The organism is Streptomyces olivochromogenes (assembly GCF_021538895.1).
GTDB classification, from domain to species: Bacteria; Actinomycetota; Actinomycetes; order Streptomycetales; family Streptomycetaceae; genus Streptomyces; species Streptomyces olivochromogenes_A.
Window position 1 is genome coordinate 164,427 of the sequence record NZ_JADDRL010000004.1, and the last position, 13,729, is coordinate 178,155.

At 73.2% G+C, this 13,729-nt stretch carries 15 protein-coding genes; 9 read left to right on the forward strand and 6 right to left on the reverse strand.

Annotation, left to right across the window (positions count from 1 at the left end):
* Window positions 1–65 precede the first annotated feature (65 nt).
* Window positions 66–989, reverse strand: coding sequence for an FAD-dependent oxidoreductase (locus IPZ69_RS03495; RefSeq protein WP_235452178.1), 924 nt, complete (start codon window positions 987–989; stop codon window positions 66–68).
* Between the two features lie 91 nt (window positions 990–1,080).
* Here IPZ69_RS03495 and IPZ69_RS03500 point away from each other — a divergent pair, with 91 nt between their 5' ends.
* The 4 genes from IPZ69_RS03500 (at window position 1,081) to IPZ69_RS03515 (ending at window position 5,354) form a co-directional block, all read left to right on the forward strand.
* The gene (locus IPZ69_RS03500; protein ID WP_235452146.1) at window positions 1,081–2,130 is read left to right on the forward strand and encodes an oxidoreductase; all 1,050 of its coding nucleotides are present in this window, start codon (window positions 1,081–1,083) and stop codon (window positions 2,128–2,130) included.
* 13 nt (window positions 2,131–2,143) lie between these two features.
* Window positions 2,144–3,784, forward strand: coding sequence for an ABC-F family ATP-binding cassette domain-containing protein (locus IPZ69_RS03505; protein ID WP_235452147.1), 1,641 nt, complete (start codon window positions 2,144–2,146; stop codon window positions 3,782–3,784).
* An 85-nt stretch (window positions 3,785–3,869) separates the two neighbouring features.
* Window positions 3,870–4,367 carry a DUF1003 domain-containing protein gene (locus tag IPZ69_RS03510; RefSeq protein WP_235452148.1) on the forward strand — a complete coding sequence of 166 codons (498 nt, stop codon included), beginning with the start codon at window positions 3,870–3,872 and terminating at the stop codon, window positions 4,365–4,367.
* Window positions 4,368–4,976: 609 nt separating this feature from the next.
* Window positions 4,977–5,354, forward strand: a complete 378-nt coding sequence (locus IPZ69_RS03515) for a lysylphosphatidylglycerol synthase transmembrane domain-containing protein (protein ID WP_235452179.1) — start codon at window positions 4,977–4,979, stop codon at window positions 5,352–5,354.
* A 7-nt stretch (window positions 5,355–5,361) separates the two neighbouring features.
* On the opposite strand, the gene IPZ69_RS03520 is transcribed toward IPZ69_RS03515, so the two are convergent.
* The gene (locus IPZ69_RS03520; protein ID WP_235452149.1) at window positions 5,362–5,805 is read right to left on the reverse strand and encodes an SRPBCC family protein; all 444 of its coding nucleotides are present in this window, start codon (window positions 5,803–5,805) and stop codon (window positions 5,362–5,364) included.
* Window positions 5,802–6,125, reverse strand: a complete 324-nt coding sequence (locus IPZ69_RS03525) for an ArsR/SmtB family transcription factor (protein WP_235452150.1) — start codon at window positions 6,123–6,125, stop codon at window positions 5,802–5,804. Before IPZ69_RS03525 ends, IPZ69_RS03520 begins: the two co-directional genes overlap by 4 nt.
* Before the next feature lie 100 nt (window positions 6,126–6,225).
* Here IPZ69_RS03525 and IPZ69_RS03530 point away from each other — a divergent pair, with 100 nt between their 5' ends.
* From IPZ69_RS03530 to IPZ69_RS03540, 3 genes are all read left to right on the forward strand, one after another.
* Complete coding sequence (locus tag IPZ69_RS03530; RefSeq protein WP_235452151.1) at window positions 6,226–6,648, forward strand: SRPBCC family protein; 423 nt, start codon at window positions 6,226–6,228, stop codon at window positions 6,646–6,648.
* 84 nt (window positions 6,649–6,732) lie between these two features.
* Window positions 6,733–7,305, forward strand: a complete 573-nt coding sequence (locus IPZ69_RS03535) for a TIGR03086 family metal-binding protein (RefSeq protein WP_235452152.1) — start codon at window positions 6,733–6,735, stop codon at window positions 7,303–7,305.
* A 45-nt stretch (window positions 7,306–7,350) separates the two neighbouring features.
* Window positions 7,351–7,806: an SRPBCC family protein gene (locus tag IPZ69_RS03540; protein WP_235452153.1), complete on the forward strand. Its 456-nt coding sequence runs from the start codon at window positions 7,351–7,353 to the stop codon at window positions 7,804–7,806.
* 3 nt (window positions 7,807–7,809) lie between these two features.
* Here IPZ69_RS03540 and IPZ69_RS03545 read toward each other — a convergent pair whose 3' ends face one another.
* Window positions 7,810–8,520, reverse strand: coding sequence for a DUF4232 domain-containing protein (locus IPZ69_RS03545; protein WP_235452154.1), 711 nt, complete (start codon window positions 8,518–8,520; stop codon window positions 7,810–7,812).
* Between the two features lie 166 nt (window positions 8,521–8,686).
* Window positions 8,687–11,086: a Tex family protein gene (locus IPZ69_RS03550; protein WP_235452155.1), complete on the reverse strand. Its 2,400-nt coding sequence runs from the start codon at window positions 11,084–11,086 to the stop codon at window positions 8,687–8,689.
* Window positions 11,087–11,289: 203 nt separating this feature from the next.
* Between IPZ69_RS03550 and IPZ69_RS03555 the strand changes: the two genes are divergently transcribed.
* Together IPZ69_RS03555 and IPZ69_RS03560 are read left to right on the forward strand one after the other, a co-directional pair.
* Window positions 11,290–12,249 carry a GlxA family transcriptional regulator gene (locus IPZ69_RS03555; RefSeq protein ID WP_235452156.1) on the forward strand — a complete coding sequence of 320 codons (960 nt, stop codon included), beginning with the start codon at window positions 11,290–11,292 and terminating at the stop codon, window positions 12,247–12,249.
* 79 nt (window positions 12,250–12,328) lie between these two features.
* The gene (locus tag IPZ69_RS03560) at window positions 12,329–12,964 is read left to right on the forward strand and encodes a DJ-1/PfpI family protein (protein ID WP_235452157.1); all 636 of its coding nucleotides are present in this window, start codon (window positions 12,329–12,331) and stop codon (window positions 12,962–12,964) included.
* Here the strand turns inward: IPZ69_RS03560 and IPZ69_RS03565 are convergent.
* On the reverse strand, window positions 12,951–13,706 hold the full coding sequence (locus IPZ69_RS03565; protein ID WP_235452158.1) for an enoyl-CoA hydratase/isomerase family protein: 756 nt from the start codon (window positions 13,704–13,706) through the stop codon (window positions 12,951–12,953). The genes IPZ69_RS03560 and IPZ69_RS03565 overlap by 14 nt on opposite strands.
* Window positions 13,707–13,729: the final 23 nt, after the last annotated feature.

A 13,729-nucleotide genomic window follows, 5' to 3' on the forward strand; every position in this document is an offset into this window, starting at 1 on the left:
CCCTTCCCGGGCGGCCGTCGGCCGACGGCCGCCCGGGACCAACCGGCCGATCCGATCCGGTCGGGTCAGTCCGCCGGGCGCGCCAGCCCCGCCGCCTCCCGTGCGCACCCCCACGCCACGGTGACGCCGGCGCCGCCGTGGCCGTAGTTGTGCACCAAGGCCCGCCCGTCCGGCAGCGCCCGGCGTTCCAGCCGTACCGCGTCCCGCGTCGGCCGCAGTCCCACCCGGTGCGCCAGCACCCGTGCCCCGGCGATCTCCGGATGTACGGCCGCGCACCGCGCGACGATGCCGTCCGCCACGCGGGGGTCCGGCGTCAGGGACCACGCGTCCTCCTCCGCCGTGCCGCCCAGGATCAGCCCGCCCGGCTGCGGGAAGAGATACGTCGAGGCACCCGCTGCGCCCGAGGCGTCGCCGACGGACGTGAACCACGTGGTGATCCCCGGGTTCTCCACGACCACCAGTTGCCCGCGCACCGGCCGCACCGCCGGATCCGGTACGAGGGACCGGGCGTCCAGCCCCGCGCAGTTGACCACGACCGGCGCGGGTACGGCGGCCAGGTCGGTGACCGCCCGCTCCTCGACCGTTCCGCCCGCCTTCAGCAACCGCTCCCGCAGCCACGCCAGATGGACCGGCATGTCGATCAACGGCAGCCGCGCCCCCAGCCCTTCTGCGAGGTCCCGCAGCCCCGGCACCCGTGCCGCCCACGGGCCCAGCTCGTCCAGCCGCATCCCACGGTGTACGCCCTCGACCATCCGTACGCCCGTCTCCTCGGGCCGCGCCGCCAACTCCTCGTACACGACGAGGGACGCGAGCGCCCACGGGCCGACGAGCGCCTCCGGCTCGATGCGGTACGGCCACCACAGGGCCCCGGCGACCGCCGAGGTCGTGCGCTCCGCGGGCTCCCGCGTCCACACCCGGACCCGGATGCCGCCCTCGGCCAGCACCACGGCGGTGGTGAGCCCGATGACACCGCCGCCCACCACGATCACACCGTCACTCGGTTCACGCTCCACGCGGGGACGGTAACGGAAATATGTCATGCCGCGCTCACATCCGTCCCAGTCTGGGGATACTCACAGCATGTCTGCCGCATACGTGTCCTTCGGCCTGGCACCGGCGATGCGCGCCGGCGGCGTTCTCGCCGACGGTGGCTACCAGGTGCACCGGGACTTCGTGGACTTCGTCGTCGACGGGCGTCCCCTGCTGTTCCAGCTCTCCGACCTGGACGCCGTCTCCCCGCTCGCCTCCGACGTGCCGCCCGCCATCTTCACCGCGCAGGTCCGCAGCCTGCTCCTGGAGACGGAGGCGCCGCTACCGCAGGGGCGGTACGTCATCTACGGCTGCCCCGAGTGCGAGGATCTGGCCTGCGGCGCGGTCACCGCCGTCATCGAGTCCGAGGGCGACGACTACATCTGGCGCGACTTCGCCTGGCAGACCGACGAGAACGCCGACCTGGAGCTCAACGGGTACCACGGCATAGGGCCCTTCCGCTTCCACGGCACCGAGTACCGCGCGGCCCTCGGCGCCCTGCTCGACGGCGCCGACGCCCCGGCCGCGTCCCGTCGGCGGGTCCTGCTGATCGGCGCCCGTGTCGCCGTCCTCGCCAAGCTCGCCGCCGCCCTGCGCACCATCGGCATCGGCGCCGACATCGCCCATGACGCCACCGGGGTCCCCGCGGAGGAACTGCGCGCGTACGGCGCCGTCGCCTTCGGCCGCGCGATCGGCGAAACCGAAACGGCCGCCGTACGCCGGGCGTTCGAGCGCGCCGGGGTCGACGTGGCCTTCGTCGACGGACTCGCCCCGATCGTCCCCCTCCTGGTCGCCCAGATCGAACACGCCCTGGACCGCCGTCCCCCGGACCAGCGCCGCCTGACCCGCCTGACGGTCACCGACGGCGCCGCGGACATAGAGGTCACCTCGCCGTGCCGGGTCCGACTCACCGCGTACCGCCTCGACCGCCTCTACCGCACCCACACCCGAGAACTCTTCGACGACGTCCTGGAACCGGGCCGCCACCGCATCCCCCTCGACGCGAAGGCGGTGAAGGGGGAGTCCTTCGTGGTCGCCCGGACGTCCGGGAGCGTGCTGGTGGAGGCGACGGCCCGCGGACCGGCTCGCCACGGCCATTAGGATCGGCGTTCTGATGACTGCCACCCTCGTCGCCAAGAACCTCGCCGCCGGCCACGGCGACCGCTCGCTCTTCTCCGGGCTCGACCTCGTCGTCGCGCCCGGGGACGTGATCGGGCTGGTCGGTGCCAACGGCGCGGGCAAGTCCACGCTGCTCCGGCTGCTCGCCGGGCTGAGCACGCCCGAGCAGGGGGAGCTCCGGCTCTCCCCGCCGACCGCGACCGTCGGCCACCTGCCCCAGGAGCCGGAGCGCAGGCCCGGTGAGACGGTGCGGGAGTTCCTCGCCCGCCGCACCGGCGTCGCCGAGGCGCAGCGGATCATGGACGAGGCGACCCAGGCCCTCGTCGACGGGGCGCCCGGCGCCGACGACGCGTACGCGACGAGCCTGGAGCGCTGGCTGGACCTGGGCGGCGCCGACCTGGACGAGCGGGCGGAGGAGGTCGCCGACTCGCTGGGCCTGGCCGTGGACCTGGACCAGCCGATGACGTCCCTGTCCGGCGGCCAGGCGGCCCGCGCCGGCCTCGCCTCGCTCCTGCTCTCCCGCTACGACGTCTTCCTGCTCGACGAGCCCACCAACGACCTCGACCTGGACGGCCTGGAGCGCCTCGAACGCTTCGTGACCGGCCTGCGCGCGGGCACGGTCGTCGTCAGCCACGACCGCGAGTTCCTCACCCGCACCGTCACCAAGGTCCTCGAACTCGACCTCGCCCAGGGTCGGATCAACCTCTACGGCGGCGGCTACGAGGCCTACCTGGAGGAGCGCGAGACGGCCCGCCGGCACGCGCGCGAGGGCTACGAGGAGTACGCCGACAAGAAGGCCGCCCTGCAGGACCGCGCGCAGATGCAGCGCTCCTGGATGGACAAGGGCGTCAAGAACGCCCGGCGCAAGGCGAGCAACGACAACGACAAGATCGGCCGCAAGTTCCGCAGCGAGGCCAGCGAGAAGCAGGCCGCGAAGGCGCGCCAGACCCAGCGCATGATCGAGCGCCTGGACGTCGTCGAGGAGCCGCGCAAGGAGTGGGAGCTGCGCATGGAGATCGCGGCCGCGCCGCGCTCCGGCGCCGTGGTGGCCACCCTGCGGGACGCGGAGGTACGGCGCGGGGACTTCACCCTCGGACCCGTCTCGCTCCAGATCGACTGGGCCGACCGGGTCGCGGTGACCGGCGCCAACGGCGCGGGCAAGTCCACGCTGCTGGGCGCGCTGCTCGGCCGCGTTCCGCTGGACGCGGGGCACGCCGCGCTGGGTCCGGGCGTCCTGGTCGGCGAGGTCGACCAGGCCCGCAAGGCGTTCCACGGTCCACAGGCGCTGCTGGACGCCTTCTGCGCGGCGGTGCCCGACACCGAGCCGGTCGAGGTCCGCACCCTCCTGGCCAAGTTCGGCCTGAAGGCCGACCACGTGCTGCGCCCCGCCGCCGGCCTCTCCCCGGGCGAGCGCACCCGGGCGGCCCTCGCCCTGCTCCAGGGCCGGGGAGTGAACCTCCTGGTCCTCGACGAGCCGACCAACCACCTCGATCTGCCGGCCATCGAACAGCTGGAGTCCGCCCTCGACGCCTACGAGGGCACGCTCCTGCTGGTCACCCACGACCGGCGGATGCTGGACGCGGTCCGGGTCACCCGGCGACTGGAGGTCGCGGCGGGCAAGGTCACCGAACGCTGACCCGACCTCGTGCCGCACCGGGGATCGGTCCCGCCCGCCGCGTAGGCTCACGGCTGTTGCGCAGACGGTCGTTCGGGGAGTGGGCATGGGCGGTGCGATGAGCGGTCCGGGGCGTCCGGGTGGTCCGGGTGGTCCGGGTCTGCGGCTGCTGCGCGAGCAGGACGTGCTCGCGCGGATACGGGGCACCGAGGACAAGATCGCGGACGCGATCACCGCCTTCGCCGGGACGATGCTGTTCGTCTACCTCCACGCGGCGTGGTTCACGGTCTGGATCGCCTTCAACGAGGGCGCGTTCGGGCAGGGGGCGGTCTGGGATCCCTTCCCCTTCGGGCTGCTCACGATGATCGTCAGCCTGGAGGCGATCTTCCTGTCCACCTTCGTGATGGTGAGCCAGAACCGTCAGGCCGCCCGCGAGAACGTCCGCGCCGACCTCGATTTCGAGACCAATGTGCGCTCGGAGGTGTGGTCGATCCAGATGGGCCGCGCCCTGGGCGTCGACCCGGAAGAGGTCGAGCGCAAGGTGCAGGAACTCCTCGCGGAGAACCGCGCCCGGATGACCGGTTCCGGTCACTCCTCCTCGTAACCGGTCCGCCCGGCGGGGACCGGTTCTGGCCCCGCCCGCGGTGGGACGATGAGAGGGGTGTCCGGGCCAGGCCGGACGACGTCCCCAGGGAATGAGCGCATGGGCCGCTCTCGCGTCCCGGCCGGGGGCCGGAGGTGACCGGGCACCGCGACATGATCCTGTCCGCCGACATCGTGGGCAGGGCGGACGACCGGGCCGCGCCGGTGATCGACGCGCCCCCGCCGCGCGATGTGCGCCGGGCCGCCGATCTGTCGCGGCTGCTGGTGTCCCTGGCGGTGCTCGGACTGACGGCGCTGGTGGCGGTCGTCACCCGTGGGTTCGCCCGCAGGGCGCAGGAGGGGCTGATGTCGGCGGCGGCCGCGCTGTCGCCGGGCCTGCGCGACGGCCTGGTCGGCGCGGTGCAGGTGGTCGCCCTGGCGGCGCCCGTCGCGGCCTTCGCCGTGCTCGTCGCGCGCCGGCGGGGCGAGGCGGTGCTCAGGGTCCTGCCCGCGGCGGCGCTGGGCGCGGCGACCGCCTGGGTGCTCACACATCTGGCGCTGGCCCGCGGCCGGCCGGAGCTGTGGCCCGAGGTGCTGGACGGCCGGAGCGGAGTGGTCCGGGCGGGCGTTCCTGAGCTCGGCCGGGTCGACCATCGCCGGGATCGCCACCGACCCCACGAAGATCGCCCTCGGCGTGGTGGGCGCGCTCGGACTGCCCCTCGTACAGGTCGTGGGCCTCGCCCTGAGCGTGCACGCGCTCGGCGGCGACCTGCCCTTCATCCAGGTCGGCGCCGCCTACATGGCGGCCCGGCTGCTCGCCAACGCGGCTCCGGTGCCCGGCGGTCTGGGCGCGCTCGAAGCGGGGCTCATCGCCGGCCTGACCGCGCTCGGCGTGCCGGCCGGGCCCGCGACCTCGGCGGGCCTGGTCTACCGGCTGCTCACGTTCTGGCTCAACGTCCCGCTGGGCGCGCTGGCCCTCGGCTTCGTCCAGCGACGCGGGTACGTGTGACGCCGGCTCACATCCAGGCGTCGGGACCGGGGTCGCCGCCCTCCGCGACGACGGCGAGCCGGTCGGTGTAGTGCGTCCAGCCCTCCTCGTGCGCGGCGCAGGCCTCGGGGGAGGGCAGGTCCCGGTGGACGAGCCGCAGGAGGGTGCCCCCGGGCACCGGTTCCAGGGTGATCTCGACCGTCGAGGAGCCGGGCGGCACCGGCATTCCGATCTCGGACTCGGCCCAGCCCCAGGTGAACACCAGCCGTTTGGGCGGGTCGATCTCGACGAAGCGGCCCTCCGCGACGTTCGCGCCGTTGACCCTCGTCCGGTAGGCGCCGCCCGGTTCGAAGCTGAACTCGCCGTCGGCGCCCATCCAGGACAGCCACTTCTCCCGGTCGGTGAAGAAGGAGAACACCGTCTCGGGGCGCGCCGCGATGTGCCGCTCCACGGTGGCCGTGTTGATGCTCACGAGTCCGTCCCTTCGGATCGTCCGTCCCGCTCCGCCGCCTCCGCGAGTTCGGCGAGCGTGTCCAGCTTGGCCGACCACATGGACTGCAGATACGCCGCCAGCGGACCCAGCGCCTCCCGGTCGGCCCGGTAGAAGCGCTTCTTGCCTTCCTGGCGCAGCGTGACCAGGCCGGAGTCCCGCAGCACCTTGAGGTGCTGGGAGACCGCCCCGAAGGTGACGTCGAACCGCTCGGCGATCTCGCCCGCGGACAGCTCCGCGTCCCACACCAACCGGAGGATCTCGCGTCGCCTCGGCTCGGCGACCACCCGTACCGCATCCATGGAAGTCATTTTAGTCGCCACTTGAATTTGCCAACCACTCCGAGTCATTTTAGTGTGGACTAAAGCGAACGCCGGGGGACTCACGAAGGAGCACCACGACATGCCCGACATCGCCCTGCAGCTGGCCATCGAGGCCGACGCGGACACCGTGTACGACGCGATCTCCACGACCGACGGGATCCGCGGCTGGTTCACCACGACGGCCACCGCCGGCGAAGGCGTCGGCGGCCTGCACGAGCTGGCGTTCCCCGGCGTGCCCGAGCCCTGGCGGCTGCGGGTGACCGAGGCGGAGCGCGGCAAGCGGCTCGTCCTCGCGGGCCAGAACGGGCCCTGGACCGGGACCGAGCAGACCTACGAGGTCCTGGCGCGCCCGGAGGGCGGCGTGACCCTGCGCTTCACGCACAGCGGCTTCCCGGCGGTCGACGACGCCTACCGCGACTTCACCTACGGCTGGGCGACCAAGTTCGTGCGGCTCAAGAGCTACGCCGAGACCGGCGAGCCCGCGCCCTTCTTCACCGGCTGACCGCACTCCGCGCCAGCCGCCGCAGCCGCACCAGCCGCACCATCTGATCCGCACCACACCCCACGGAACTCCCCGGGAGACACCATGAACGCCCAGCACAGCACGCTCGGCCCCGCCATCCGCGAGTGCGCCGACGCCGTCGCCGCGACGACCGCCGGCATCCGCGACGAACAGCTCCAGGACCCCACCCCCTGCGAGAAGTTCACCGTCGCCGAACTCCTCGACCACCTCGGTACGACCCTCCAGGCCTCCGTGCGGGCCGCCCGCAAGGAGGGGCAGTCCGGCGCCGGCGCCGCCCCGGCCATGTCGCCGCGGGACCTGGCCGACGCCGTGGGCCTGGCCGCGGCCGCCTGGTCCGAGCCCGCCGCCCACGAGGGCACCACCGAGTTCGGCCCGGGGGAGATGCCCGCCGTCCTCGCGGCCTCGATCACCCTGCACGAACTCGCCCTGCACGGCTGGGACCTGGCCCGCGCCACCGGCCTGCCGTTCGCGGTGAGCGAGGAGACGGCACGGATCGCGCTCGGTGTGGTCGAGCAGATCGGCGGCCAGGTCCGCGAGAACGGGGACTACGGCCCGCCCGTCGCCGTACCGGCCGACGCCTCCGTCTTCCAGCGGGCGCTCGGCGCGAGCGGCAGGAATCCTGGATGGCAGGGCTGACCGGCCGACACCCCCTAGTCCCCCGCGAGCACCCGGGAGACCGGCATGACGATCGACGAGACGGCGGAGCGGGTGATCGGGCTGCCGCCCGAGAAGGTGGCCGCGTACGCGATGGACTGGCGCCACGACCCCGAGTGGACCCAGGGCATCCGCACCGCCGGGCTCACCCGGGAGGCGGACACGGGCGGCTTCGGCGTCGGTGCCGAGGTCACACGTACCGCGTACTTCCTGGGCCGGCGCATCGACTACGTGCTGCGGGTCGCCGGGTACGACCCGCCGGGACTGCTGGACATGGTGTCCGTCGCGGGCCCGATGCCCATGCACGTCACGTACACCTTCGACCCGCACCCGGAGGGCACCCTGGCCCGCATCCGGGTCCGGGGCGACGCGGGCGCCCTGTACCGCCTGGCCGCTCCCGTCATGGCCAGAAAGGTCCGCTCGTCCATCACCAAGGACCTGCGGGACCTGGAACGCCGGCTGGCGGTGCCGCCCTTGGCGTGAGCATCAGGCGGTGAGCCCGAACGCGGTGACCTCCAGGTACTCGTCGCAGGGGGAGATCGCCACCGTGGGAATCACGGTCAGCGCACGGGAGTCGCCCGGCACCCGAACGGCGATCCCGTAGGGCGGGGTCACATAGGTGTCGCAGCTGTAGGACCCCTTCCAGACCAGCGTGAACGTGGTCGTGTCGCCCGGGGCGAGGGAGACGTCGGGCAGGGTCCGCGCGGGGGACCTGGCGACCGAGAAGGAGCGCGGCTCGGTCCTGCTCAGCGGCTTGCCGCAGGACGGCGAGTGGTCGCCCGGGCCGCAGGCCTTGATCGTGCCGTCACCGTAGAAGACGAGGCCCGGCCAACCGCGCAGCCGGCACGCCGAGCCGGAGTGGTTGCGCAGCTGGATCGGGGTGAAGAACCAGCCCGACCCACCGCCGGCCCCCTGTGCCTCCGAGGCGGTGAGGTCCCGGGCCGCACAGGCGGGAGCGGGCGCCGCGGCGGCCGCCGTACGGCTCGGCGTCGGCCTCCGGCTCGGGGCGGGCCGGCCGGCGCGCGAGGGGGTACCGCTCTTCGGGGCGGGCGCGGACGTGACGGCCTCGGGCCGGGTGGTCGCCCCAGGGGCGGCCGGGGCCTTGGGGGCGGCCGAACCCACGGCACCGCCGCAGGCCGTGGCCGCGATCAGTACCAGCCCGGCCACCAGAAGAGTTCCCCCACCCCGCATGGTCATGACGCGAACCGTATCCGTGTTCGGACTGGTCGCAGGGGGTGCGGCGGCGAGACATCATGATCTCTTCGCTCGCTGTTCACCAGGCGCCCGGCCGCGCCGCCGCACGTCGGGGTGGCCCCTCACGCACCCGACCGAATCGGGTGGGTGAGGGGCACGCTCCCGTGCCTCAGCCGCGCCGGCCGTTCTTCGGGTCGAGCAGACCCGCGCGCCGCAGCGCGTCCGCCATCGCGCTGTTGGCGGGCGGCGGGGGAGCCTGGCGCCCGCCCCGGTCTCCGCCGCGGCCCTGCCCCGCGCGCTGCTGTCCCTGCCGCGGCTGTCCCTGCCGCTGCTGCGGCGGCCGTCCGCCACCGCCGCGCTGCTGGCGCTCCTGCGGCGCCGCCTCGTCGTCCAGCCGCAGCGTCAGCGAGATCCGCTTGCGCGGGATGTCCACGTCGAGGACCTTCACCTTGACGATGTCACCCGGCTTGACGACGTCCCGCGGGTCCTTGACGAACGTCTTCGACATCGCGGAGACGTGGACCAGGCCGTCCTGGTGGACGCCGACGTCGACGAACGCCCCGAAGGCGGCCACGTTCGTGACCACGCCCTCCAGGACCATCCCGGAGGACAGGTCGGAGATCTTCTCCACGCCCTCCTTGAAGGTGGCCGTCTTGAAGGCCGGACGCGGGTCGCGGCCCGGCTTCTCCAGCTCCTTGAGGATGTCGCTGACGGTCGGCAGACCGAAGGTGTCGTCCACGAACTCCGTCGGCTTCAGCGAGCGCAGCACCGCCGTGTTGCCGATGAGGGCGGCCACCTCCTGGCCGGAGGTCTTCACCATGCGCCGCACGACCGGGTACGCCTCCGGGTGCACGCTGGAGAAGTCCAGGGGGTCGTCGCCGCCGCGGATCCGCAGGAAGCCCGCGCACTGCTCGTACGCCTTCGGGCCCAGCCGGGACACGCCCTTCAGCTGGGACCGGGAGGTGAACGGGCCGTTGGCGTCGCGGTGCGCCACGATGTTCTCCGCGAGCCCCGAGGTGATGCCGGAGACCCGGGCGAGCAGCGGCGCGGAGGCGGTGTTCACGTCGACACCGACGCCGTTCACACAGTCCTCCACCACCGCGTCCAGCGAGCGCGACAGCTTCACCTCGGACAGGTCGTGCTGGTACTGGCCGACACCGATCGACTTCGGGTCGATCTTCACCAGTTCGGCCAGCGGGTCCTGCAGCCGGCGTGCGATGGAGACCGCGCCGCGCAGCGACACGTCCATGTCCGGCAGCTCCTGCGAGGCGAACGCCGACGCCGAGTACACGGAGGCGCCCGCCTCGGACACCATCACCTTGGTGAGCTTCAACTCCGGGTGCTTGGTGATCAGTTCACCGGCGAGCTTGTCGGTCTCGCGGGACGCGGTGCCGTTGCCGATCGCGACCAGCTCGACCGCGTGCTCCTTCGCCAGCCGGGCCAGCTTCGCCAGGGCCTCGTCCCACTTGTTGGCCGGGACGTGCGGGTAGATGACGTCGGTCGCCACCACCTTGCCGGTCGCGTCGACCACGGCCACCTTCACGCCCGTACGGAAGCCCGGGTCCAGACCGAGGGTGGCGCGCGTGCCGGCCGGGGCGGCGAGCAGCAGGTCGCGCAGGTTCGCCGCGAAGACCTGGACGGCCTCGTCCTCGGCCGCCGTCCGCAGCCGCAGCCTGAGGTCGATGCCGAGGTGCACGAGGACGCGGGTGCGCCAGGCCCAGCGGACCGTGTCCGTCAGCCACTTGTCGGCGGGGCGGCCGCGGTCGGCGATCCCGAAGCGGTTCGCCACGATGCCCTCGTACGAGGACGGGCCGTCGGTCGCCTCCTCCGGCTCCAGGACGAGGTCCAGCACCTCCTCCTTCTCGCCGCGCAGCATGGCGAGGATCCGGTGCGAGGGCAGCTCGGTGAACGGCTCCGCGAAGTCGAAGTAGTCGGCGAACTTGGCGCCCGCCTCCTCCTTGCCGTCGCGCACCTTCGCGGCCAGCCGCCCGCGCACCCACATGCGCTCGCGCAGCTCGCCGATCAGGTCGGCGTCCTCCGAGAACCGCTCGGTGAGGATGGCCCGCGCGCCGTCGAGGGCCGCCTGCGGATCGGCGACGCCCTTGTCGGCGTCCACGAATGCGGCGGCGGCGGCGAGCGGCTCGACCGTCGCGTCGCCCAGCAGACCCTCGGCGAGCGGCTCCAGACCCGCCTCGCGGGCGATCTGCGCCTTCGTGCGCCGCTTCGGCTTGTAGGGGAGGTAGATGTCCTCCAGCCGCGCCTTCGTGTCGGCGCCGCGGATCTGCGCCTCCAGCTCGTCGGTGAGCTTGCCCTGCTCGCGCACCGACTCCAGGATCGCGGTCCGCCGCTCCTCCAGCTCCCGCAGATAGCGCAGCCGCTCCTCGATGGTGCGCAGCTGCGCATCATCGAGCATCTCGGTCGCTTCCTTGCGGTAGCGGGCGATGAAGGGCACCGTCGAGCCGCCGTCGAGCAGCTCGACCGCGGACTTCACCTGCCGCTCCCGTACGCCGAGTTCCTCGGCGATCCTGCCTTCGATGGACCCTACTTCGAGGGACCCGGGTGTCGTCACGATGCCGTACCGCCTTCTCCACTCAGGTTGCGCGGCAATTGTGGCAGGTGGCGAGGACAGCGGGGGATCAGGGCGGCCTTCGGCGAGCCCGGGTGTCCTGCCGTTCCGCGCAGGTGGCGGGGGTCGCGGGCGGGGCGGGCATGGCAGAAAAGGTGGGAAGCCCGTCATTGCGGCCGTCGCCCGGCCCGCCAAGAATCGGGGGCATGGCGCACCGAACCGTTCTCGTCGTCCTCTTCGACGGCGTCCAGAGCCTGGACGTCACCGGCCCCGTGGAGGTCTTCGCGGGCGCCGAGAAGCACCGGCCGGGCAGCTACCGGATCCGTACGGCGTCCCTGGACGGCCGTCCGGTGCGCAGCTCCAGCGGGCTCACGCTCGTACCGGACCAGACCCTGGCCGACGCGTTTGAGCCGCACACGCTGCTCGTCCCCGGCGGGGAGGGCACCCGGTGTCCCGACCCGCGGCTGGTCGACTGGCTGCGCGAGCGCGGGCCGGACGCCGAGCGCCTCGTCTCCGTGTGCACCGGGGCGATCCTGCTCGCCGCGGCCGGACTGCTGGACGGCCGCCGCGCCACGACCCACTGGGCGTACTGCGACAAGCTCGCCCGGGACCACCCGGCCGTGGCGGTCGACCCCGACCCGATCTACGTCCGGGACGGACACGTCTCCACCTCCGCCGGTGTCACCTCCGGCATCGACCTCGCCCTCGCGCTGGTCGAGGAGGACCTGGGCCGGGACGCCGCGCTCGGCATCGCCCGCCACCTGGTGGTCTTCCTGCGCCGGCCCGGCAACCAGGCCCAGTTCAGCGCCCAGCTCGCCGCCCAGACCGCACGCCGCGAGCCGCTGCGCGAGGTCCAGCAGTGGATCAGCGAGCACCCGGACGGCGACCTGAGCGTCGAGTCGCTCGCCGCCCGCGCCCGGCTCTCGCCCCGCCACTTCGCGCGCGCCTTCCAGGCCGAGACCGGCACGACCCCCGGCCGCTACGTCGACCGGGTCCGCCTCGAACACGCCCGCCGCCTCCTGGAGGACACGGCCGACGGCGTCGAACAGATCTCCCGCGCCAGCGGCTACGGCACCCCCGAGGCCATGCGCCGGGCCTTCGTCCGAGCCCTCGGCACGGCCCCTGCCGAATACCGCCGCCGCTTCCACCCCGCTCCCTCGCGCTGACGTTCGCCCCATGAAGCGAACGACTCCCATGACTCGAAACGACTCGAAACCACTCGGAATGACTCGAAAGGGAAAGCCGATGCACATCGCCTGTGTCGTCTACGACCGTTTCACCGCCCTCGATGTCGTGGGGCCGTACGAGATGCTCTGCCGGATTCCGGACGTGCGGGTCGACTTCGTCGCCGAGCGGCCCGGGCCCGTGCGCACCGAGACGGGATTCCTCGCCGTCACCGCCGACAAGGCCCTGGACGAGGTGCCGCACCCCGATCTCGTCGTGGTCGCGGGCGGTCCCGGCACGTTCGAGCAGCTGGAGAACCAGGTCCTGCTGGAGTGGCTGCGCGCCGCCGACGCGACGAGCACCTGGACCACCTCCGTGTGCTCCGGCTCGCTGCTGCTGGCCGCCGCCGGACTGCTCAGGGGCCGCCGCGCCACCAGCCACTGGGCCGCCCTCGACCTGCTGCGCGAGTACGGCGCCGAGCCGACCGGCGAACGGGTCGTCACCGACGGCAAGTACGTCACCGCCGCCGGCGTCTCCTCCGGCATCGACATGGGCCTCGCCCTGGTCGGCAGGATCGCCGGCGACGAGCACGCCCAGGCCGTACAGCTGCTGACCGAGTACGACCCGCAGCCGCCCTACGACGCCGGGTCCCCGCGGAAGGCGCCCGCGCACCTCGTCGATGAGTTCCGCACGAACAGCCGCTTCACTCTGGTGTAGGCACGCTCCACGTGAACCGCGGCTGCCTGCGCTCCAGGAACGCGGCGACCCCCTCCGCCGTGTCACCGCTGCCGCGCGCCTGCTCCGTCCAGTGCGCGTCGCGGTCGGTGCGCCCGTTCGCGAACTCCTTCGCCGCGGACTGCGTCAGCTGCGAACGGGAGACCAGGATCCGGGTGAACTCGGCGACCCGCTTGCCGAGTTCGCCCTCCGGCAGCACCTCGTCGACCAACCCCGTGCGCAGCGCCCGCCCCGAGTCGATCAACTCGCCCGAGAACAACAGGTACTTGGCGGTCGCCGGACCGACCAGCGCGGCCAGCCGACGGGTGGAGGAGGACGGGTAGACGATCCCGAGCTTCGCCGGGGTCACCCCGAACAGCGACCCCTCCTCGGCGAACCGCAGATCGCAGGCCGCGGCCAGCTGCGACCCGCCGCCCACGCAGTGCCCCCGGACCGCCGCCAGCGTCGGCTTCGGGAAGGCGGCCAGCGCCTCCTCCGCCTCCACCGCGAGCCGCTGCGCCTCCTCGGGCGAGCCCCGCAGGGTGGAGATGTCCGCGCCGGCGCAGAACGTGGCGCCCTCCCCGGTGAGGACCAGCGCCCGTACGTCGGAGGCCGCGGCCAGCTCGTCGAGCAGCGGCGGCAGCGAGCGCCACATGGCCGCCGTCATGGCGTTGCGCTTGGCCGGGTGGTGGACGACGACGGTGGCGACCGCGTCGGTCACCGAGTGCAGCAGGTGGGGCTCCATGCCCGGATGCTATCCGCCGTACA

What these genes read in the sequence shown, in the direction of transcription:
- IPZ69_RS03560 (WP_235452157.1), top strand. Translation starts at nt 12,329, where the DNA reads ATGCACATCGCCTGTGTCGTCTACGACCGTTTCACCGCCCTCGATGTC.
- IPZ69_RS03535 (WP_235452152.1), top strand. Translation starts at nt 6,733, where the DNA reads ATGAACGCCCAGCACAGCACGCTCGGCCCCGCCATCCGCGAGTGCGCC.
- IPZ69_RS03545 (WP_235452154.1), bottom strand. Translation starts at nt 8,520, where the DNA reads ATGACCATGCGGGGTGGGGGAACTCTTCTGGTGGCCGGGCTGGTACTG.
- IPZ69_RS03500 (WP_235452146.1), top strand. Translation starts at nt 1,081, where the DNA reads ATGTCTGCCGCATACGTGTCCTTCGGCCTGGCACCGGCGATGCGCGCC.
- IPZ69_RS03540 (WP_235452153.1), top strand. Translation starts at nt 7,351, where the DNA reads ATGACGATCGACGAGACGGCGGAGCGGGTGATCGGGCTGCCGCCCGAG.
- IPZ69_RS03530 (WP_235452151.1), top strand. Translation starts at nt 6,226, where the DNA reads ATGCCCGACATCGCCCTGCAGCTGGCCATCGAGGCCGACGCGGACACC.
- IPZ69_RS03510 (WP_235452148.1), top strand. Translation starts at nt 3,870, where the DNA reads ATGGGCGGTGCGATGAGCGGTCCGGGGCGTCCGGGTGGTCCGGGTGGT.
- IPZ69_RS03505 (WP_235452147.1), top strand. Translation starts at nt 2,144, where the DNA reads ATGACTGCCACCCTCGTCGCCAAGAACCTCGCCGCCGGCCACGGCGAC.
- IPZ69_RS03565 (WP_235452158.1), bottom strand. Translation starts at nt 13,706, where the DNA reads ATGGAGCCCCACCTGCTGCACTCGGTGACCGACGCGGTCGCCACCGTC.
- IPZ69_RS03525 (WP_235452150.1), bottom strand. Translation starts at nt 6,125, where the DNA reads ATGGATGCGGTACGGGTGGTCGCCGAGCCGAGGCGACGCGAGATCCTC.
- IPZ69_RS03555 (WP_235452156.1), top strand. Translation starts at nt 11,290, where the DNA reads ATGGCGCACCGAACCGTTCTCGTCGTCCTCTTCGACGGCGTCCAGAGC.